Origin of the sequence: Paenibacillus sp. FSL R7-0179 (genome assembly GCF_038002265.1) — a bacterium.
Lineage (GTDB): Bacteria > Bacillota > Bacilli > Paenibacillales > Paenibacillaceae > Paenibacillus_AQ.
Window position 1 is genome coordinate 1943661 of record NZ_JBBOCC010000002.1, and the last position, 21272, is coordinate 1964932.

Annotated in this window: 16 protein-coding genes and 1 pseudogene; 15 read left to right on the top strand and 2 right to left on the bottom strand. The window is 53.0% G+C overall.

What is annotated here, in order from left to right:
- Nucleotides 1-48: 48 nt before the first annotated feature.
- From MKX63_RS24660 to MKX63_RS24675, 4 genes and pseudogenes are all read left to right on the top strand, one after another.
- Nucleotides 49-387 (top strand): annotated as a pseudogene (locus MKX63_RS24660) (carbohydrate-binding protein); the annotation flags it as partial.
- Between the two features lie 170 nt (nt 388-557).
- The gene (locus MKX63_RS24665; protein WP_341023253.1) at nt 558-2078 is read left to right on the top strand and encodes a glycoside hydrolase family 43 protein; all 1521 of its coding nucleotides are present in this window, start codon (nt 558-560) and stop codon (nt 2076-2078) included.
- Between the two features lie 40 nt (nt 2079-2118).
- The gene (locus MKX63_RS24670) at nt 2119-3207 is read left to right on the top strand and encodes an endo-1,4-beta-xylanase (RefSeq protein ID WP_341020802.1); all 1089 of its coding nucleotides are present in this window, start codon (nt 2119-2121) and stop codon (nt 3205-3207) included.
- Between the two features lie 366 nt (nt 3208-3573).
- Nucleotides 3574-4212, top strand: coding sequence for a hypothetical protein (locus tag MKX63_RS24675; protein ID WP_341020803.1), 639 nt, complete (start codon nt 3574-3576; stop codon nt 4210-4212).
- A 195-nt stretch (nt 4213-4407) separates the two neighbouring features.
- Here MKX63_RS24675 and MKX63_RS24680 read toward each other — a convergent pair whose 3' ends face one another.
- Nucleotides 4408-5244 carry an AraC family transcriptional regulator gene (locus MKX63_RS24680; RefSeq protein WP_341023256.1) on the bottom strand — a complete coding sequence of 279 codons (837 nt, stop codon included), beginning with the start codon at nt 5242-5244 and terminating at the stop codon, nt 4408-4410.
- A 415-nt stretch (nt 5245-5659) separates the two neighbouring features.
- On the opposite strand from MKX63_RS24680, the gene MKX63_RS24685 reads away from it, so the two are divergent.
- From MKX63_RS24685 to MKX63_RS24705, 5 genes are all read left to right on the top strand, one after another.
- Entirely contained in the window at nt 5660-6643 is a 984-nt protein-coding gene (locus MKX63_RS24685) for an ABC transporter permease (RefSeq protein WP_341020805.1), read from the top strand.
- A 17-nt stretch (nt 6644-6660) separates the two neighbouring features.
- Nucleotides 6661-7542, top strand: coding sequence for a carbohydrate ABC transporter permease (locus MKX63_RS24690; RefSeq protein WP_341020807.1), 882 nt, complete (start codon nt 6661-6663; stop codon nt 7540-7542).
- 69 nt (nt 7543-7611) lie between these two features.
- A complete protein-coding gene (locus tag MKX63_RS24695) occupies nt 7612-9189 on the top strand; it encodes an ABC transporter substrate-binding protein (RefSeq protein ID WP_341020809.1) in 1578 nt (525 codons plus the stop codon).
- Between the two features lie 97 nt (nt 9190-9286).
- The gene (locus MKX63_RS24700; protein ID WP_341020812.1) at nt 9287-11032 is read left to right on the top strand and encodes a sensor histidine kinase; all 1746 of its coding nucleotides are present in this window, start codon (nt 9287-9289) and stop codon (nt 11030-11032) included.
- Nucleotides 11029-11736, top strand: coding sequence for a response regulator transcription factor (locus tag MKX63_RS24705; RefSeq protein ID WP_341020814.1), 708 nt, complete (start codon nt 11029-11031; stop codon nt 11734-11736). The genes MKX63_RS24700 and MKX63_RS24705 overlap by 4 nt, the downstream gene beginning before the upstream one ends.
- 48 nt (nt 11737-11784) lie before the next feature.
- Here the strand turns inward: MKX63_RS24705 and MKX63_RS24710 are convergent, their stop codons facing one another.
- Nucleotides 11785-12621, bottom strand: coding sequence for a YheC/YheD family protein (locus MKX63_RS24710; RefSeq protein WP_341020818.1), 837 nt, complete (start codon nt 12619-12621; stop codon nt 11785-11787).
- Between the two features lie 170 nt (nt 12622-12791).
- Between MKX63_RS24710 and sbnA the strand changes: the two genes are divergently transcribed.
- From sbnA to MKX63_RS24740, 6 genes are all read left to right on the top strand, one after another.
- The gene (sbnA, locus tag MKX63_RS24715; RefSeq protein ID WP_341020821.1) at nt 12792-15017 is read left to right on the top strand and encodes a 2,3-diaminopropionate biosynthesis protein SbnA; all 2226 of its coding nucleotides are present in this window, start codon (nt 12792-12794) and stop codon (nt 15015-15017) included.
- A 206-nt stretch (nt 15018-15223) separates the two neighbouring features.
- On the top strand, nt 15224-16450 hold the full coding sequence (locus MKX63_RS24720) for an MFS transporter (protein WP_341020825.1): 1227 nt from the start codon (nt 15224-15226) through the stop codon (nt 16448-16450).
- A gap of 1 nt (nt 16451) precedes the next feature.
- Entirely contained in the window at nt 16452-17765 is a 1314-nt protein-coding gene (locus MKX63_RS24725) for an alkaline phosphatase family protein (protein ID WP_341020827.1), read from the top strand.
- 990 nt (nt 17766-18755) lie between these two features.
- Nucleotides 18756-19499: a metal ABC transporter ATP-binding protein gene (locus tag MKX63_RS24730; RefSeq protein WP_341023258.1), complete on the top strand. Its 744-nt coding sequence runs from the start codon at nt 18756-18758 to the stop codon at nt 19497-19499.
- Entirely contained in the window at nt 19492-20334 is an 843-nt protein-coding gene (locus MKX63_RS24735) for a metal ABC transporter permease (RefSeq protein WP_341020829.1), read from the top strand. Before MKX63_RS24730 ends, MKX63_RS24735 begins: the two co-directional genes overlap by 8 nt.
- Before the next feature lie 20 nt (nt 20335-20354).
- A complete protein-coding gene (locus MKX63_RS24740) occupies nt 20355-21269 on the top strand; it encodes a metal ABC transporter substrate-binding protein (RefSeq protein ID WP_341023260.1) in 915 nt (304 codons plus the stop codon).
- Nucleotides 21270-21272 lie beyond the last annotated feature (3 nt).

Genomic DNA, 21272 nt, shown 5'->3' on the forward strand with positions numbered 1-21272 from the left:
GATGGCGGCACAACACCTCCTCCGGTGAGCAAGGTGGAAGCGGAGGACATGACGCTCAGCGGAACCTATGCGGGCAAGATCACTTCCCCTTTTAGCGGAGTGGCGCTGTACGGGAATGATGACGCTGTATCGTTCAATCAGTATTATGCCTACGGCACGCATAACTTCTCGGTCCGGGGGGCTTCCAACAATTCCTCTACGGCGCGGGTGGATCTGCTGATCGGCGGTGTGAACGTTGGCTCCTTCAATTTCAGCGGCACAACGCCCTCGGTACAGACATTGACCAATGTGGCCCACGCCACCGGCAATCAGGAAGTCAAGCTGGTCGTAACCACGGATAATGGAAGCTGGGATGCCTATGTGGATTATATTGAATGGAACCAGTGACGAGGTAAGCATACGGGAGGAGGGATGCTATGGCAAGTAGAAACGGCTTTGCCGTCCTTTTTAAGGATGGTACAGTTTCATCGGGAAATAGAAGGATAGGTTATCGTGTGCAACATATAAATTCTTCTATTTTTAAAAAGGCAGGGCTGTACCTGCTGGCAATCTCGCTCATGCTCGGTATTCTGTTCAATCCTTCTACGGCGGCTGCTGCTACCTTTACGAATCCGTTCATTTATGCAGATGCCCCGGACAATGATGTCATCAGGGTAGGCAATGTGTATTACATGACCAGCACCACCATGCATATGACCCCCGGTGTTCCTATCATGAAGTCCTATGATCTGGTGAACTGGGAGATCGTGAATTATGTCTACGATACGTATGCGAACGGGGATGCGCAGAATCTGAACAACGGACAGAATGAGTACGGCAAGGGCTCTTGGGCCAGCAGCCTGCGATACAATAACGGGATCTACTATGTGTCCTTCGGGTCCAATTCAACCGGCCGGACGTATATCTATCAGACCTCGAATATTGAAAATGGCCCTTGGACCTCGTCGGTCCTCGGCAGCTATTATCACGATGCTTCGCTGCTGTTCGACAATGGCCGGGTCTTTCTGGTGTACGGGGCGGATAACATCAGCCTGATTGAGCTGACGGCAGATGCCAAGGCTATTAAGTCCGGCGGAATCAGTCAGGTTATCATCCCGAATTCCAGCAATATTGCCGGTTCGAACTTCATTGTGAAGGCCGAGGGCGCGCATATCCAGAAGATCAACGGCTATTATTATGTGTTCCTGATCTGCTGGCCTTCGGGAAGCGGACGCACTCAGTTGACCTACCGCTCCACCAGCTTAACCGGAGGCTACACAGGTCAGGTCTCGCTGAACGACTCGGGCATTGCCCAGGGAGGCATCGTGGACACGCCTTCCGGCTCCTGGTACGCGATGCTCTTCAGGGATAGCGGGGCGGTTGGACGGATGCCGTATCTGGTGCCGGTAACCTGGTCCGGCAACTGGCCGGTCTTCGGAAGCGGGGGTAAGGCGCCGCGGACTCTGAATCTGCCTGTTGAAGGGTATCCGGTTAAGAAAGTGTATGCATCGGACGAGTTCACTGCGCCTTCGGGTGGAAACGGATTAGCCAAGGTCTGGCAGTGGAACCACAACCCCGATAACTCGAAGTGGTCGCTGACCCAGCGCCAAGGCTTCATGCGGCTGACCACCGGCAAGGTAAGTACAAGCCTGCTGGATGCCCGGAACACGCTGACCCAGCGGACGTTCGGGCCGAAGAGCACGGGCGTGACGGCCCTGGAAACGGGCGGGATGAAGGACGGAGATGTTGCCGGACTGGCTGCTTTTCAGGCTAAATACGGCTTCGTCGGTGTGAAAATGTCCGGCAATTCCAAATCCATTGTGATGGTCAACGCCAGCTCCGGGTCCATGACTGAAGTGGCGGGTGTGCCGCTCAGCCAGAACAGAGTCTATCTGAAGGTGCTCTGCGATTTCACCAATCAGACGGATAAGGCGTACTTCTCCTATAGTCTGGACGGCAACAACTGGACATCCATAGGGAATACGCTGCAGATGTCTTATACGCTGCCTCACTTTATGGGCTACCGGTTTGCGCTGTTCAATTATGCGACGAAGTCAGCGGGCGGCTATGCTGATTTTGATTATCTGTGCCTGGAATAGGTGCGCTTTAAGTCCATTAAGAAAAAGGAGATGTATTCAATTGAAGAACAGAATTAAAAAGGTTGTGGGCGGGCTCGCCCTAGCGAGTGTCCTGCTCACCTCTGTGATGGCAGGCAATGCCAGCGCAGCAATTACCAATGGATCGAAGTTCCTGGGGAATATCATTGCAGGCAGTGCACCAAGTAACTTCACCACCTATTGGAATCAGGTCACCCCTGAGAACGGCACCAAATGGGGAGCCATTGAAGGCAATCGCAACCAGATGAACTGGGGCAATGCGGACATGATCTATAACTATGCGATTAGCAAAAACATCCCGTTTAAGTTCCATACCCTGGTCTGGGGAAGCCAGGAGCCTAACTGGGTCGCCGGCTTACCGGCAGCGGAGCAGAAGGCGGAGATCAGCTCATTCATTACTCAGGCAGGGCAGCGTTATGCGGCAAAATCAGCCTTCGTGGATGTTGTCAATGAACCGCTGCATGCCAAGCCCTCGTACCGTAATGCCATCGGCGGCGACGGAAGCACCGGCTGGGATTGGGTCATCTGGTCCTTCCAGCAAGCCCGTGCGGCGTTTCCGAATTCCAAGCTGCTGATCAATGAATACGGCATTATCGGTGACCCCAGTGCAGCCGACAAGTACGTGAACATTATCAATATCCTGAAATCCAGAGGACTGATTGACGGAATCGGCATTCAGTGCCACTACTTCAATATGGATAACGTCAGCGTCTCCACTATGAATACCGTGCTCAATAAGCTTGCTGCTACAGGCCTGCCTATCTATGTCTCCGAGCTGGATATTACCGGTGATGACAACACCCAGCTTGCCAGATACCAACAGAAATTCCCTGTGCTCTGGAACCATCCTTCCGTTAAGGGCGTAACCCTGTGGGGCTACATCCAGAATCAGACCTGGGCATCGGGTACCCATCTGGTGAATTCCAACGGCACAGAGCGCCCTGCCCTGAAGTGGCTGAAGCAATATCTGGGCGGCTCATCAGCCCTGATGGAAACCACTGACGCCCAGGACCTCACGATCACTGACAGTCTGATCCAACCGGACAGTGTGGTTGAGCCAGACCCTCAGCTCGACCTCCAGCCGGTGCTGGAACCCGCTCCGGCCGAGTAAGCTGAGACAGGCACGAGGTATGTAACATTACTTAAGGGCTGCTCCCAGGGCGTAATGCGCCGGGAGCAGCCCTTTTTTGGTGGGAGGGGTAGTGTTAGAATCGCGCGGGCCAAATGTATGCGAAAAACCGAATACAATGGGCAGTGTGCAGTTGGATCGTAAGGCGTTTTGTGATCTTCATCTTGCTTTCGCTGAGCAAAAGTGGCACACTAGTAATAGATATATTAAACGTGGCAAAGAATGCCCCGCTCTCTTCTCTTGCAGAAGGAGGCGGGGTTTTGTGCGTTTAGAGATTAATCTCATTAGCTGAGCGGGGGAATTAGAGTGGGGTTTACAGAAGAACATGACCAATGGTTAAGCAAGCATTTGAAACGAAGAAAGGGGGAGCGGCTCGATGCACTTAAGCGGGGGCATAGCTATGGTATCCGCCTATTTGTTGAATGTGTATGGTGGCCGCTTACCGGACATTTTAACGGACTCCATCCGGAATATGAAGTTAAGGACTGGCGCGGCAGATCCTATTTTATCGATTTACTGTGGAAGGTTGGTTCCTCGCGTGTTGCATTTGAGATTATGGATTACGGATCGCATGGAACGGACCGGAGCAAATACCGGATGGACTTGAATCGCGGTCTCTTCCTGCAATCCCAGGACTACATGGTTCTCTATATCTCGCTGGATGAGATGAAAGAGAATCCGTCTTTCGTCCTCTCCACGCTGCGGAACGTTCTGTCTCCTTATTTGTTGGCAGGAACGGCTAATAGTAGCACTGAGAAATCATATTCCAGAATTGAACGGGATTTGATGAGGTTAGCTATCCGTAACTATCGTGTCCTTCGTCCCGGCGATGCTGCGCGAGAGCTTGAGCTACACTACACCACAATTATTAAATACAGCCGTATGCTGGTGGATAAGAGGAAATTCCGCCCTGTAGCGAGAGGGATATCTCCACGAGTTACATACTACGAGTACATAGGTACAATTCAAAGTCCAGATCTGGTCTGAAAAACAGCGTCACCTGAATGTAATCGGAAAACCGATTACAATGGGCCGGGTGGGAGGTGTAGCCGGCAATGTAATCGGAAAACCGATCACATTGCGCCGGACGGGTGGTGTGGACGGAAATGTAATCGGAAAACCGATCACATTGCGCCCGCCAACGCTCACCGCACAGGCAGCTTCTCCCCGCACCCGCCATTCTCACGCCCCACCCCCATCCGCCGTTGGAAGGGAAACCGTCCCCTCCCTATACACCTTTCTGTACTGTGACGGCGTGTAAGAAGTAACCTTTTTGAATATCTTCGAGAAGTACAGCGGGTCGTGGTAGCCGACCGAGTAAGACAATGACTTCACCGACAGCCGCGACTCCGCCAGCAGCTCGCAGGCCCGCCGGATGCGTACGGTGGTCAGGTAGCCGGAGATGGAGAGGCCTGTCTCTTTTTTGAACAGCCGGAACAGGTAACTGCGCTCAATCGTCACATAGACCACCACATCCTGCACCGACAAGGAAGACTTCCAATAGTTACTCTCAATATAGGCCTTCGCTGACCCTACATAGTCCTTCTTGAGACTGGCCTGCTCACTCGGATAATACTCCATGTAATACGACAGCAGCAGATGAAGCGCCGCATCCGAGCGCTCCCTTACATACGGCTCCTGTTGATACCCCTTGACCTGCTCGAACATAACCCTGAAATCCTGCGGGGCGGCCGTTACAACGGGCTGCTCCGGTGAGATATGAATCATAGCAAGCAAGCGCAGAGCCTCCGCCCCGCTGAATTCAATCCAGCAATACGCCCACGGGTCCTGCGGATCAGGATAATAATACACCTCCGTCTGCGGAAAAATCATAAAGCTCTCGCCCGTCTCCACAGGGTATACCGCCTGGCCGGTCTTCAAGTAACCTCTGCCGCTTACGATATAATGCAGCGCATATACATCCCGGACGCCGGGTCCCCATCTATGCAGATTGGGGGGCTTGTACCCGTTCCCTTTTACTATTGGACCTTCACTGTGTCCGTATTCCATAGAGTTCATAGTCGGCACCTGTATCTTTCATCTTAGAGCTTCTGTTATTAGAAGCACTAAAGAAATTAACGAACAGCAAAAAGAAGCGGAGGGGAAATTTGGAACTGTAGGAGCGGTAGCGACCGCCTGAAAGCTTTCCGCAGGAAAGCTCGCATCGTAAGCATCAGCTAGTCACCGGATTTCTACCGCGAAGAGCGGTTACAATCAGGAAATCCAAAGACAACAGCGGCCGGAAGTCCAAATGTTCACCGCAGTGACGACCAAGCTTCAAGTTCAAATCTTAAGTCTGTCTTCTATACTATAAGACGAATACAACAAATAAACAAAGGAAGCGTATTCAAAAATGACAACGCTTTCTTAAGAATGTGAGCTTACGGCGCCCCGCCGCTTGCAGGTAAACTAAAGGTACGAGGGAGGAGCGCATATGGAATTGGAAACACAGCCAAGAAGTCCTGGAACCGGCGGAGGCCGGCGGTCGTTTTTATGGAAGCGGTTTAAAAAACAGAAAGTACTGCATTTGTTCGTTGGACTAGGCATGGTTTATCTGCTGATCTTCGCGTATACTCCGATGTTCGGCATTCTGATGGCGTTCAAGGATTACAGCATCTCCAGCGGCATCAAGGGAATCTTCACGAGTGACTGGGTCGGGCTGAGGTATTTCGATGAATTCGTCCATGACTATCAGTTCGGCAAGCTGGTCCGCAATACGCTGGTTCTTAGTCTGCTGAAGGTCATCTTTGCCTTCCCGGCGCCGATCCTGCTGGCGATTATGCTGAACGAAGTGAAGCACATGGCCTTCAAGCGGTTCGTGCAGACGATCAGCTATCTGCCGCATTTCATCTCCTGGGTCGTGGTGGTCGGCGTATCGTATGCCTTCCTGTCCACCGATGTCGGTGTCGTCAATAAGGCGCTGCTGGCGATGGGATTTGTGGATGAACCACTCGGTTTCCTGACCAGTCCTAACTACTTCTGGGGGCTGGCGGTAGGTAGCGCGGTCTGGAAGGAGATGGGCTGGTGGACGATTATTTTTCTGGCTGCAATATCGGGGATTAGCCCCTCGCTCTATGAGGCCGCAGAGATTGACGGTGCTGGCAGGCTGGCGCGAATCCGCTATATTACCCTGCCGGGGATGAAGGGAACCATCGTAGTTGTCCTGGTACTGACCATCGGGAGCATTCTCGGCGGCGGACTGGTCGGCTCCAACTTCGAGCAGGCCTACCTGTTCGGCAACAGCATTAATAATCCCACCTCTGAGATCGTCCAGACCTACGCATTCAGGGTAGGCTTAAGTGACGGACGGTTCTCCTATGCAGCAGCGATCGATTTAATTCAATCGGTGATCTCGGTAGCGCTGATTTTCTCCAGTAACTATATTGCCAAGCGGGTATCGGGCTCCAGTCTGTTTTAGAGAGAGGAGGGAAGGCTATGCTCAAGAGCCAGAGACAGAAGGATTTAGTGTTTGACAGCGTGATTTATGCAGCCTTGTTCATTATCATGCTTACTATGCTGTACCCGTTCTATTATGTGTTAATAGCATCATTTAATAAAGGCTCAGATTCGTTGCTTGGCGGGGTGTACCTGTGGCCCCGGAACTTCACCCTTGAGAATTACAGGATGTTCATGGATGATCCCAAATGGGTGCGGGCCTTCCTGGTGAGCGTACTGCGGACCGTCTCCGGTACCTTGCTCGGACTGCTGCTGACCAGCATTGTCGCCTACGGCTTATCACACCGGGATCTGTTGTTCAGCAAGGTCTATTTCACAGTGATTGTATTCGCTATGTACTTCTCCGGCGGACTGATTCCTTATTATGTGGTGCTGCGTTCACTGGGCCTTCTCAATTCGTTCGCCGTCTACATTGTCCCGTCCATGCTCAGCACGTTCTTCCTGCTCATTGCGATCTCATTCTTCCGTGAAATTCCCGGTGAGCTAAAAGAGTCAGCGCATATGGACGGGGCCGGGGAGCTTACGATATTCTTCCGGATTATCCTGCCGGTCTCGACGCCGGTACTGGCGACAATGGCCTTGTTCATGGGGGTCGGGCAATGGAACTCCTGGCTGGATTCAGCCTATTTCGTCCAGTCCGAGGAGCTGCGCACGCTGGCCTTCCGCATGATGGAGGTCATCAACAAGAGTAACTCCCCGATGGATTCCATTGCGGTGGCGAACAGCGCCTCGGCGGGGGTGACCAGCTTTTCCTTACAGGTGACCTCAATGGTCGTGTCGATTGTGCCGATTATCTGTGTGTACCCGTTCTTGCAGAAGTATTTCGTACATGGAATCATGCTGGGTTCGGTAAAAGGCTAGGACAGTACCTCAGTGTTCAAATGTTCCATCGCTCATACAGCTCATTATTTCAATCATGGAGGGATTCGCTTGAACAAAAGCAGAAGCTTCAAGATCGTGGCAGCCGCACTCTCAATGGCCGTAGTGTTATCCGCTTGCGGCGGTAACGGGGGAAATACCGATAAGCCCGCCCCGTCCGGCAGCCCGGACGCCGCCGCAGGCGGGAATGCAACCGCCCAGCCCGGACAGGTGAAGGAGCTAAGCCTCTTCATCGATGCGCCTTGGTATCCCGTAACGGAATGGAAGGGACCGGTTGCCGACAAAATCACAGAGAAAACAGGCGTGAAGCTGAAGGTCACGGTAGCCACCGATGACAAGCAGCTCCCGCTGATGATTGCCTCGGGCGATCTGCCTGATCTGGTGTTCACCTACTCCAATATTGACCGCTTATCCGACTCGAAGCTCTCCTATTCCTGGAATGAGCTGATCGAGAAGTATGCGCCGGATTTCAAAATCGACAAGACACGGATTGCCATCCATACGATGGATGACGGCAAATTCTACACCGTACGCAACTCCTTCGCTACCGAGGAGGAGATGAAGAACAGCAAATATTCTCTGGGCAGCGACGGCAACCCGGGCATCGCGGTCCGCGAGGATATTCTGAAGGAATTGGGCAATCCGCCGATTAAGACCCTGGACGATTTCGTCAAGGTGCTGGGGATGGTCAAGGAGAAATACCCTGATATGGTTCCGCTGATCATGGATAAAGACTGGATCGAGCAGTATTTCCTGGCCCAGTTCGGCACAGAGACGCTGCTGGACGGCTGGTATGAGCAGGACGGCAAAGTGGAATATGCGATCAAGCAGCCGAAGATGCTCGATTTCTTCAAATTCATGAACAGCCTGTACCGCAATGGCTATATCCTGGCTGAGAATTTCGCTCTGGCCAATGACCAGATCGATGATCAATATGCCACGAACGGCAAGGCTTTTGCCCACAGCTATACTGTAACCACTGCGGATTCCGATAACATCAAGATCAAGAACAATCAAGGCAACTACACCTTCAAAATGCTGCCAAGCGTGCTGTCGAAGGATGCCAAGGTAGTCAGCTCCGGGCTTGGCTTCGCCGGAACCTTCATCACCAAGAAGAACAAGGACCCCGAGACCTCGATCAAGTTCATTCAGTATCTGGCGAGCGATGAAGGCAAGAAGCTGACGATGTTCGGCGTCGAAGGGGAGCACTGGACCTGGAATGAAGAGGGCCACCCTGATTTCAAATACAATCCGTCCGATGCCGACTTCGTGAACACTAACGGGATTAAATGGTGGTATCTCTATAATGATGGGGTCACAGAGGGAATGCTGTCCTACGTACCTGATCTGCAGAAGACCCAGGCGCTGATGGATCTGAAGTCGGTCCGTATCTACAAGCCGGAGATCGGCCTGATCCAGACCCAGCCGGATTCACAGGAGAAGACCATTAAGACCAAGATCGATGAGATGGTCAAGAATGAGAAGGTCAAAATCTATCTGGCGGAATCGGAGGAAGCCGCAGTAGCAGCCTATGAGAATATGCTGAAGAACGCAGAGAACATTGGCTTGCAGAAGCTGACCGACTGGGCGAATGAGACCTATCAGAAGAAGAAAGAATTGTTCAAATAAGCAAATTCCTGCCGGTAGAGATCAGTCTCTACCGGGTTTTACATGTTCATGGTAGGATTAGAGCAACAAAAGTCGGGCACCGGAGGGACAGACTGCCGTGAGCATTGTACGCAAAATGATAGCAGGGTATATCCTTCTGATTTTTATTCCTGTAGTTACGTTTGGCTACTATTATTATAGTAAGATCTATGACTCTGTAAGCGGCCAGTTTGTGGAGAGCCGTCAGAAGATTCTGGAGCAGGCTTATGCCAATATGAAGGCAGACCTGGCCCGGATTGATTCCACGCAGCGGATGCTGCAATACAATCCGTATGTTACCGATTATCTGGACGGCAGCTACGAGTCTGACGCAGAGAGTGTATATGCCTACAACCGTTACATCAATCCGCTCATTATACAATCACTGAATATCAGTCCTGAGATTGAGTCGTTCAGAATCTATCTGACCAAGCAAGGCGTGCTGCCTATCACAGACCGGCTGCTTGAACTGTCGTCACTGGATGCACAGGGGGCAGGAGCTGCCCGCCTGTTGCTGCCGGGACAGGGGAAGTGGATCATTCCCGATCCTGAGGTGGAAGCGCCCCCGCTGGTGTTCTATCAGAATATATATAATAATGACTTTACCGAAATTGTGGGACTGCTGGAGCTGCGGGTCAGCAGTGAGCTGATCCGTAAGTTCTACCGGGCGACAGGCGGAGGGGATTGGACCGCGCTGCTTCTGCCGCCGGAGGGCAAACCGCTGGAGCGGGAAGGCATTCCCGCAGCGGTGGACGATGCCACCTGGAGAAGACTGGCCTCGGGAGAAGCACAGACCTATTTTATCAACCGGGAGGTCATTGTTAATCAATTATATATGAAGGAGCTGGGGGTACGTGTCGCCGTCATCGGCAAGGTATCCGAGGTGTTCCGTTCGATCCGGAGCCAGGAGCTGGTGATGATTACGACATTCGCGGTGCTGCTTGCGTTATTGTCGTTCGCTTATTACACCCTTGCTTCAACGATTACGAAGCGCGTTCTCCGGCTCGCCAGGCATATGCGCAATCTGAACGACGACAACCTGAAGCAGTCGGTCAGCAAGGAGGATAAGCCGGGCCGCAGGGATGAGATCAGCTTCCTGACCGAGACCTATAATTCAATGCTCCTGCGCATGGATGAGCTGATTAACAATGTCCACCGGGCCGAGCTGCGCAATAAGGAAGCCGCTTACAAGGTGCTCCAGGCCCAGATCAAGCCGCATTTTCTCTATAATACGCTGGAGACCATCCGCATGCTGGCCGAATCGAACAATGACAAGGAAGTGGCGGAGATCTCTTACTGGTTCGGTAAGCTGATGCGCTACAGCCTGTCCGCCCAGGACGATCATACTGTTCTCTCCCAAGAGCTTGATACGGTGGTCTTCTACCTTAATATTCACAAAATGCGGCTGCAAAAAAGACTCACCTATGAGGTCGATGTCGCTGTGGCTGCCGAGACCCTGATCTGTCCAAGATTCATCCTTCAGCCGCTGGTCGAGAATAGTATTATTCACGGAGCTGCCGTGACGCTGCGGCCGGTCCATATTCTGATTCAGGCAAAGGAGACGGAGGGCGAGATCCGAATCAGCGTATCCGACAGCGGTATTGGTATTCCTGAGGAACAGGTGCGGCTTATTCGCGCCCGGTTATCCCGCGGGGAAGAGATGAACACTCAGGAAGAGGCGGAGGGAGGCGTAGGCCTGTATAATGTCAGCGAGCGGATTAAATCATTTTATGGCGGGACCTCACGGCTGGTTCTTGAGAGTGAGGAGGGCAAGGGGACCTGCCTGACCATCATCCTATCGAAAGGGGCGGCAGAGCAAGCATGAGAATACTGATCGTAGACGATGAGCCGATTATCCTTGGAGGGCTGGTGAAGGTGATTGGCGGAGCCGCGCCGGCCGGAGCGGAGATCCGCGAGGCCGGCGACGCCTTCGAGGCGCTTCAGATCATGAAGGAATATATGCCGGATGTGACGGTAACGGACCTGCATATGCCGGAGAAGAACGGGTTCGAGATGATGGAGGAGGCGAAGGAGAACGGTTTATGTGAGCGCTTCATTATTCTTACCGGACATGATGATTTCGAATATGCCCGCCGGGCGCTCCGCTACGGGGTTGTGGATTATCTGCTGAAGCCGGTGGATAAGGAGGAGGTAGCCCGGCTGCTAAGTCGGGTGAACCGGAATCTTCCCTCTATGAACAGTACGGACTGTCCGCCCCATGCCAAGCGGATTCTTGCCTATACCCGGCTGAATTATATGAATGACCTGTCGCTGGATCATCTGGCCGAGCTGATGAATCTTCATCCGAATTACATCAGCAGCCTGTTCAAGAAGGTCACCGGCGATACGTTCGTCAATTACCTGAATACTACCCGGATCAAGGAAGCACAGAAGCTGCTAAGCCTCCACCGGGATCTGCCGGTAGTCGAGATCGGACGCCGGGTCGGGTATGAGAACAAGCATTACTTCAACAAGGTGTTCAAAAAATACACCGGCAGCACCCCGGGAGCTTACCGTGACAATCACTGAAGCTTGCGTGCGGCCGGAGACCGGGCGCAAGGATGGGGCATGCTGTACCTACACGCCCCTCTTGGCCTTCATGCACTTGAGCTTGTAGGTACGCCCGTAGGCCTTGCCGTATCTGACGATCCTCTCCAGCATCCAGGTATCCTTCAGCTTGGTGAACGGGCAAGGATCGGGGGCGGTGTTCACTTCCAGAATCCAGGGAGTCAGCCTCCGGTCCAAGGCCAAATCCAGGCCGATTTCCTTAAGTCCGGGATAGGCAGAGCTTAACTGGATGGCGCAATTCACGCCAAGTCTGTTCATTTCGGCAAGCAGATCGCTGCGCTTCCCGGAACGGGTGTAAGCCTTCAGCAGCGTCTCCACCGGATAGATAGTTCCGCCCTGGCTGCCATTCGTAACCACCTTTTGCGGATGAGCCACGCGTCCCGCCGCTCCTGTAGCCTCCCACTTCCCCTGAGGATTACGCTGTACCATCACGCGGATATCAAACGGCCGTCCGCCGTAAGTCAGCAGCCGGATGCCCTTTTGCACCAGATAGGACCGGCCCCCGGTCTCCGCCAGGAGGGCTTGATATGCCTCGCTGTAATTACTGAATGTGTGTATCCTTGTCCCTGCCTGATAGCGGTATGACCACGTGGTCCCCGAATCAGCTTCGCTTCCGCCAGTGCGGCTACCGCTCCGCAGCATCCGCTGTTCAACCCGTATGACCCCTTCGCCTAACGAACCGCAGCAGGGCTTAATATAGACCATTTGATGGTTTTGCAGCATGGCCTGGAGTACTCTCCGGCTTAATTTTCGGGTCTCCGGGATATGCCGCTTTAATTCAGCCTTCTTCGCCAGTACCGTTGTCTTCGTTAATTTATTGGATATGCGGCTGATTTGCTCCTTCATGCTGCTCCCCCGTTCTATGGACTCTAATAGGCTATAGTACGGTACAGAGCCGGATTTGGCTTGGGCGGATGCCCCGGGGCCGAACACACAGGCAGATGAATACATAGATTATTGAAGGTATTCATCCGGGGGCTGCGTTCAGGCAACCGGTGCGGGAGGCGTCGAAAGGAATGGCGGAGCAGTGGCGGGATAAGGTAAACGAAGTAATCAGGTACTTCCCCTGGTACGAGGATCTCATTGGCAATGAGCACGTGAATTATAGTCTGGAGCATCTTCCCCTGATGACTTCGGAGCTGCTGGACACTCATTATTATAATAATGAACCCGATGCCTCTCTTGCCGTCTACCGGACCTCGGGCACCAGTACAGGACGGCGCAAATCAATCGTCTATTCGGAAGAGGATGAGCAGCATTATATCGATATCAAAACCAGGCTGTTCGGGGAATTGCTTCAGGGAAGCGGATGTGCCAGGGCGCTGGCGGATATGGGGACCGGACATGCTGCGGATACGGCGCTGGCTATTTTTGCACGGCTGGGACTGGTGAACAGCTCCATTCCCTTCGAGTTGCCGGTAGAACAGCATATTGAGCGTATTCAGACTTTCAGGCCCGACCTGCTGTACACCATGCCTTCGATTTTGGATCATATCGTATATGCTGCGGAGGACCCCCGGACGTTTGGAATCCGCAAAATCATTCTGGTCGGCGAGATCGCCACCCGGGAGTGGCAGCAGAATATGGCCCGCCTGTTCGGCCTGAGACCGCAGGATATTACCGATACGTACGGGTCCATTGAAATCGGCACAATTGCTTATTATTCGCATGAGCTGGGCCGGTATCTGCTGGCTGAAGGCATCGTCGCCGAAGCTGTGGGAACGGAGATCATAGGGGAAGGACTCGGCCCGCTGGGCGTCGGCGAAGGCATTCTCGTGCTTACCTCAACCGTGCGTAAGCTGCTGCCTGCCCTCCGGTTTGTCACCTATGATGTCGTGAGGGATTTCAGGACCGTGCAGATAGAGGGCGCGGAGCGGCAGAGCTTCCAGTCTATCGTCAAAAGAGTGGGGCGTGAACTGAAGCACGGGGAGAAAATCAGCATCTACGATATTGAACAGGTCGTCTACCGTCATCTTCAGCAGGCCAGGGTCCGGGTCGGGGTCAGCCATAATGCATTATCTGTGTATATCCAGAGCAGGTCAGCGGCTCCCTCCTGCGTTCCGGTCATCAGGGAAGAGATCAGGGCATGCATCCCGGAGATTGGTCTGATGATCGCAAATCACCTGCTTGACGATATTGAGGTCATTCTGACGGCAGAGGACGGGGAGCTTGCGGGCGGGCAGGTGAAGAACAAGAAGCTGTATTATGAGAAGGAGAAGAAGAAGGAGAAGGAGCAAATGCAGGGAAGGGCGGAGCCCCGGCTTAACAACGGGATATTATCGGCTATCGGACATACACCACTGCTCAAGCTGGAGCATCTGTTTCACGCCAGCAGGTTCAGCGTATACGCTAAGATGGAGCTGATGAACCCGGGAGGAAGCGCTAAGGACCGCCCAGCCTTGCGGATGATCCGGGAAGCCTGGAAGGAAGGTCTTATCGGACCGGGGACCGTTGTTGTAGAATCCAGCTCCGGGAATATGGCGATCAGCCTGGCCATGATATGCAAGCAGCTCGGGATGACCTTCATCAGCGTAGTGGACGCCCGAACCACCGGGATGAATCTTCAGATGCTGAAGGCGCTGGGTGCGGACATTGATTTCATTGACCGCCCCGATCCTGAAACCGGGGAATTCCTGCCGGCCCGGCTGAAGCGTGTGCAGCAGCTGCTCGCGGAGATACCGGGCAGCTATTGGCCGAATCAGTACGCTAGTCCCAATAACTATCTGTCCCATTATGATACGACCATGCCGGAGATCGTGACGGAGCTGGGGCAGGTCGATTATCTGTTCTGTAGTGTCAGTACCTGCGGAACGATAAACGGGCTGGCAGAATACGTGAAGGACAAGGGACTGCGGACCCGGATTGTGGCGGTGGATGCTGAGGGTAGTGTTATTTTTGGCGGCCATCCGAAGAAGCGGCTCTTCCCTGGACTGGGTGCCGGTATTGTGCCCCCGCTGCGCAGACTGGACCTGATCGACCGGATTGTGCATGTGACCGACGCCGATATGGTGAAGGGCTGCCGGGCGCTGGCCCGCAGGGAATCCATTCTGGCCGGAGCCTCCTCCGGGGCAGTGCTTGCTGCTATCCGGCAACTTAAGGAGGAGATTCCTCCCGGCGCAGTCTGTACCGCCATCCTGCATGATAAGGGAGAACGGTATCTCGATACGGTCTACTCGGATACCTGGGTTCAGCGCCAATTCGGAGCGGAGCTGCTGTCAGCTGCGGAAGAGTTCATGGTGTGACCACAACAGGGTGGATTTTTACGGGCAGCTAGCTAATCAAACCTTACTTTACCGATTCAGATATAGTCATCACCTGGGAAGATGGCCTATGGTATGATGGACATAATCGTAATAGCAGCACTGCCCGTGATTTTACACCCCATTAACATGCTTCATATGTTCGCGTGATATAACTGAAACAATCGGTTATAAGAGGAGAAGATGAGATGAAGCTAAGCAAAGAGGAGAGATCGTGGATTCTGTACGACTGTGGGAATTCCGCCTATTCCATGGCAGTGACTACAGCGCTGCTGCCGATTATCTTCGGGATGTTCGAGAATGTGGGCAGCAGCATGGACCTGGGGTACTTCAACTCGATCGCCAGTATTTTGGTGGCGGTCCTCAGCCCGATTCTGGGCACGATTGCCGATTATAAGGACCGGAAGAAGCGGTTTTTTATTTTTTTTGCTGCGCTCGGTATCCTTGCCACTGCCTCCCTGGCCTTCGTGTCCCCGGACAGCGGTCAATGGCAGCGGCTCGTCGCCTTTTACATTCTGTCAGCGGTCGGCTTCGCCGGGTCCAACATCTTCTACGATTCCTTCCTGGTGGATATTACGGAGGATGAACGGATGGACAAGGTGTCTACCCGGGGGTTCGCCTACGGCTACATCTTCAGTTGTATTCCGTTCGGCATCAGTCTGCTGCTGATCTTCCTGCTGGGAATGGACAAGGCCATCGGCTACCAGATCGGGTTCATCATTACGGCGCTCTGGTGGGGACTGCTGACGGTGCCGATGATCCGGGATGTGAAGCAGAGATATTATATCGAGCCTGAGCCTAAGCCTGTGGTCCGGAGTTTTCAGCGTATCGCTGACACCTTCAGGAATATCCGCCAGCACCGGATGGTCTTTGTGTTCCTGCTTGCTTACTTCTTCTATATTGACGGAGTAGATACGATTATCAAGATGGTTGTGCCCTACGCCACCTCCGTCCTCGGCACAGATGCCCTGGACACCTTCACGCTGCTGGGAATTCTGCTGATCATCCAGATTATTGCCTTTCCCTGCGCGATTCTCTATGGCAATCTGGCCAAAAGCTACTCCACTCGGAATCTGATTATTGCTGGAATCTTCACCTACGTTATCTCTTGTATCGCAGCGTTTTTCATTACTTCGGTATGGCATATCTTCCTGCTGGGTGCGCTGATCGGCTCGGCACAGGGTGGTATTCAGGCGCTCAGCCGGTCCTATTTTGCTAAAATCATCCCGAAGGAGAATTCCAATGAATTCTTCGGGTTCTATAATATTTTCGGCAAGTTCGCGGCGATTCTCGGCCCTGCCTTAATGTCTCTGACCACTACCTTGGCGGGGGATGCCCGCTATAGTATTTTGTCGATTATCCCGCTCTTTCTGATCGGCTTCTTCATCTTCATTACATTGCCAAAGGGGACATAGTATGGAATCCACCGGACTGCAACCGCAACCACCCTCGGCAGCCAAGCATCTGATCGTTATCTCCTATGATGCCTTCTCTGAAGATCACTGGGAGATGGCCAGCCGCCTGCCCAATCTGTCGAAGCTGATCACCAGCGGTGCCTACAGCAACCGTCTCAGAAGTGTCTATCCCACGCTCACTTACGTGGTACATACGACCATTGCTACCGGCGTCTATCCGGATAAACACGGTGTCTATCACAATAATCCGCTGCAGCCGTTCGTGCCGGAGGAGGAGCAGCGCTGGTTCTGGTTCCGCGAGGCTGTTCAGGTGCCAACCATCTATGATGCGGCGCGTAAGGCGGGGCTGAGTACAGCGGGACTGCTCTGGCCGGTAAGCGGCAAGTCCTCGATTCAGTATAATATCCCGGAGATCCGTGCGCTAAAAGGGGAGAATCAGGCGCTCAAGGTACTGCGAAGCGGCAGTCCCCTTTACTGCGCCCGGCTGGAGCTGAAATACGGACGGATCAGGCAGGGCATCGCGCAGCCGCAGCTCGATAACTTCACCACGAGGTGCGCCGCCGATACAATTAAGCGCCATAAACCGAACCTGCTCATGATGCATCTGATTGACCTGGATGACACCAAGCATCTGTACGGCACGGACAGCGGGGAAGTAGACGAGGTCATTCTGCGGATGGATAATCGGCTGGGGGAGATCATGCAGGCGGTAGAGGATGCCGGAATCCGGGAGGAGACGGTGATAATGGTGCTTGGCGACCATGGTCAGTTCAACGTACGCTACAAGCTGCATTTGAACAATCTTTTGCAGGCTAAGGGGCTGATCTATGATAAGGACGGCGTGATGCACTGGCGGGCCTACTTCCAGAGCGGCGGCGGTTCAGCTTATCTGCATGTGCGGCCCGGAGATGAGGAGGCGCTGCGGCTAGCCTTGGCGGCGGTGGATGAATATAGGAGCGGCGGGGGCCCCGGAATTGAGAGCGTGTATGGAAGAGAGAAGCTGGACCTGCTTCACGCCAGTCCGGTGGCAAAAGTTATGCTTGAAGCGCAGCGGGGCTACAGCTTCGATGAGGCGCTGGCGGACACGCTGGTCACCGATCTACAGGCGGCGGGCATACGCTATGCTACGCATGGTTACTCGCCGGATGCAAGCGGATACCGCTGCAATCTCATCATCGCAGGCGCGGGGATCAAGCAGGGCTATTCCATCGGCGGTCTGGAGATGGTCGACATCGCCCCGACGATGGGCCGGATGCTGGGACTGGACTTCGGGCCGGGGGACGGGCGTGTGCTGGAGGAGATTTTTGAGGAGTAGCGGGGGATAGTGAGCGGATTAGTAATGATAGTGTGAGTGATGGATAGTATGACAAATGGTAAACAGGATGAATGGTAAAAAAGGATGAATGGTGAAGAGAGAAACTTGTCCCAGTCTAATCAGGTTGTCCGCGCTCGCGGCCGCCGGGTTAGGCTTTTTTGTTTATTGTACCCGGCAAATATGATGTTAGTTTGCTTATGCGGAGCTGCGGTGTGTGGTACGAGTACGCGCAGGTCAGATGTATGTGGAAAACCGAACACAATCTGCTGCGGCGCAGTAGAGAGGCGTTTACCTCAGAAAATAGGTGGATTTCCTCCACTTGCTGATGAACGAATAAGCGTTTCCCGGACAACAGTTGTATAAACAACACTTAATTTCAGCGAATGCAGCCGCAGAAGGCCCAAACAAACTATTTTAGTTGTACTATTTCCACTTGTTTCCTTATATTTGCCTGAAGTGGGCTGATTAAGATACGTTTTTCCACCTATTTGCGGCTAAGAATGAGACGCCCTGCCTGCGGACATGCCTGGGACCTTGGACACGAATATACGTTGGAGGAGTAGCCACGACTGTAATTTAAATTTAAATTACCGTTGACAATTTGCCTATGATCAAATATATTATCCATAAGAATAAAAGTTTCCTTAGGGAAACAATTGTGTTTATGAGAAACAATATACACAATAGATTCATTAAATTGCTATATAGATTGAACTTGAAAATATATGTAAAGGGAAAAGTGGTGGAGGGGAATTTTGGAACTGGAGGAGCGGTAGCGTCCGCCTGAAAGCTTTCCGCAGGAAAGCTCGCATCGTAAGCATCAGCTAGTCACCGGATTTCCACCGCGTACAGCGGTTCGAATCAAGAAATTCTTACGACAACAGCGGCCGGAAGTCCAAAACTTCTCTGGAGTCACGGCCAATCCCAAATCAAAAAATCATTAGTTCAATTTATATAGATAGACCAAACAAGAGACGGGGTGCAGACATGATTCAGATTAAAGGCTTGAACGTTGATTATTTCGGCAATTCAGCGCTGGAAGGAGTGACGCTCGATATCCCCTTCGGGCATTCGGTCGGCATTATCGGGCCCAATGGTGCGGGGAAGTCTACGTTCATTAAGGCGCTGCTGGATGTGATCAAGAAGAGAAGCGGAACGGTGAAGGCAGAGGGCAAGGACATTGCCCTGTACAGACGGAATATCGCCTACGTGCCGCAGAAGAACGATATTGACCTGACGTTTCCCATTACTGTTAAGGATACGGTGCTGACCGGAACCTTTCCGAACCTGAAGCTGTTCCGGCGTCCAGGCAAGAAGGAGCGGAATATTGCGGAGCGCAGCATGGCGATGGTGGAGATCGGTGACCTTGCGGATAAGCAAATCAGTAACTTGTCCGGCGGGCAGCTACAGCGGGTGTTTATCGCCCGGGCGCTGGCCCAGGAGGCCAGTGTGTTTTTCCTGGATGAGCCGTTTGTCGGCATTGATATGGTCAGTGAGCGCATCATTGTGAACCTGTTCAAGCAGCTCCGTGAGGAAGGCAAGACCATTCTGGTGGTGCATCATGACCTGCATGAGGTCGAAGAATACTTCGACCTGATCATTCTGCTCAACAAGCAGCTGATCGCCTTTGGAGATGTGCAGGATACCTTCACCACAGAGAATATCCGCCGAGCTTACGGTACTTCCTTGGGCAATGTGATGATCCAGGGGGCAGGAGGTGCCGCTCATGATTGAGTCCTTATCCAGTCTGCTGAATATTCCGGTATACGCCCTGAACGCCGGGTTATCTGCGATTATTCTCGGGATTGTCTCGGGGGCGCTGGGCAGCTTCATCGTTCTGCGCAAAATGTCGCTGATGGGCGATGCGTTATCTCACGCGGTGCTTCCGGGCGTCGCCCTGTCTTATATTCTGGGCATTAACATGCTGCTGGGCGCTTCGTTGTTCGGCCTGTTAGCCGCTATTCTCATTCAATTCATCACCAGCCGCAGCAATATCAAGAGCGATACCTCCATCGGCATCATTCTCAGCTCGTTCTTTGCACTCGGTATCGTCCTGATTACATTTGCCCGCAGCGGGCTGGATCTCACCCATATTCTGTTTGGCAATATTCTGGCGGTTCCGCAATCCGAGCTGCTGCAATCCTTCATCATCATGCTGGCGGTGCTTGCCATTATTACACTGCTGTACAAGGAGCTGCTGATCAGTTCATTCGATCCGGTGGTAGCGAAGGCGTACGGGCTGAAGACCGGCTTGTATCATTATCTGCTGATGATGCTGCTCTCCGTAGTGACCGTCTCCTCCCTGTCCCAGGTTGGGATTGTGCTGGTCATCGCCATGCTGGTCATCCCGGCAGCCACCTCGTATCTGTGGTCTAATTCCTTGCTGCATATGATCGTATTAGCCTCTGGAGTAGGGGCAGTCTCGGGGATCATCGGCGTATACGTAAGCTTCCGCTACAATCTGCCGACAAGTGCAACAATCGTGCTGGTAGGCGTCACCCTGTTCAGCATTTCATTCATTATTTCGCCCAAGAATAATTTTCTGCGGAAAGGACTGAAGCAAGCATGAGACGTACCAATCGGATTCATATCGTCAAAATTATAACCGTATCCCTGCTCCTTCTCTTACTCGCAGCATGCTCTAACACCAGTAAGGGGGGAACGGGTGACGGCAAGCTGCAGATTGTAGCTACGTATTCAATCATTGCAGACATGACCCGGAATATCACTGGAGATAAGGCGGACGTCTACAGTATGGTGCCTATAGGAACAGACCCGCATATGTATGATCCGCTGCCCGCAGATACAGGCAAGGTTTCGAGTGCGGACCTTATTTTCTATAACGGATTGAATCTGGAGACCGGCAAGGGCTGGTTCCAGGATCTGCTCAAGGTGACCAAAAAGGAAGCGGCCGCGTTTGCTGTCTCCGAAGAGGTCACGCCGATGTACCTGACCGAGAAGGGGAAGGAAACCCAGGTTGACCCTCATGCCTGGCTGGATATACAGAACGCAGTCAAGTATGTGGATGTCATTACCGCTCGTGTGATTGAACGGGACCCGGACAACAAGCAGTATTACTTGGATAACCAGACCGCGTACGTGAAGGAGCTGACGGAGCTGGATCAGTATGCCAAGGAAGCTGTGAGCAAGGTCCCGCCGGAGAAGCGCGTGCTGGTGACCAGTGAAGGGGCCTTTAAATACTTTTCCCGGGCCTATGGCTTCGAGTCCGCCTTTATCTGGGAGATCAATACCGACAGCCAGGGAACACCAGAGCAGATGAACCGGATCATCGGCATCATCAAGGAGAAGCAGATTCCGGCGTTATTCCTGGAGACGAGTGTCAATCCCAAGACGATGGAGACGATTTCCCGCGAGACCGGGGTGCCGGTCCACTCCAAGATTTTCACAGATTCTCTGGCTAAGGAAGGCGAAGACGGAGACACCTACCTGAAGATGATTAAGTGGAATATCGATAAGGTGATTGAGGGCTTGTCGAAGGAATAGAAG

Excerpts from the sequence above, each read along its gene's own strand:
- MKX63_RS24680 (WP_341023256.1), bottom strand. The coding sequence starts at position 5,244 with ATGAACTCTATGGAATACGGACACAGTGAAGGTCCAATAGTAAAAGGG.
- MKX63_RS24710 (WP_341020818.1), bottom strand. The coding sequence starts at position 12,621 with ATGAAGGAGCAAATCAGCCGCATATCCAATAAATTAACGAAGACAACG.
- MKX63_RS24720 (WP_341020825.1), top strand. The coding sequence starts at position 15,224 with ATGAAGCTAAGCAAAGAGGAGAGATCGTGGATTCTGTACGACTGTGGG.
- MKX63_RS24725 (WP_341020827.1), top strand. The coding sequence starts at position 16,452 with ATGGAATCCACCGGACTGCAACCGCAACCACCCTCGGCAGCCAAGCAT.
- MKX63_RS24665 (WP_341023253.1), top strand. The coding sequence starts at position 558 with ATGCTCGGTATTCTGTTCAATCCTTCTACGGCGGCTGCTGCTACCTTT.
- MKX63_RS24735 (WP_341020829.1), top strand. The coding sequence starts at position 19,492 with ATGATTGAGTCCTTATCCAGTCTGCTGAATATTCCGGTATACGCCCTG.
- MKX63_RS24685 (WP_341020805.1), top strand. The coding sequence starts at position 5,660 with ATGGAATTGGAAACACAGCCAAGAAGTCCTGGAACCGGCGGAGGCCGG.
- MKX63_RS24690 (WP_341020807.1), top strand. The coding sequence starts at position 6,661 with ATGCTCAAGAGCCAGAGACAGAAGGATTTAGTGTTTGACAGCGTGATT.
- MKX63_RS24705 (WP_341020814.1), top strand. The coding sequence starts at position 11,029 with ATGAGAATACTGATCGTAGACGATGAGCCGATTATCCTTGGAGGGCTG.
- sbnA (WP_341020821.1), top strand. The coding sequence starts at position 12,792 with ATGGCGGAGCAGTGGCGGGATAAGGTAAACGAAGTAATCAGGTACTTC.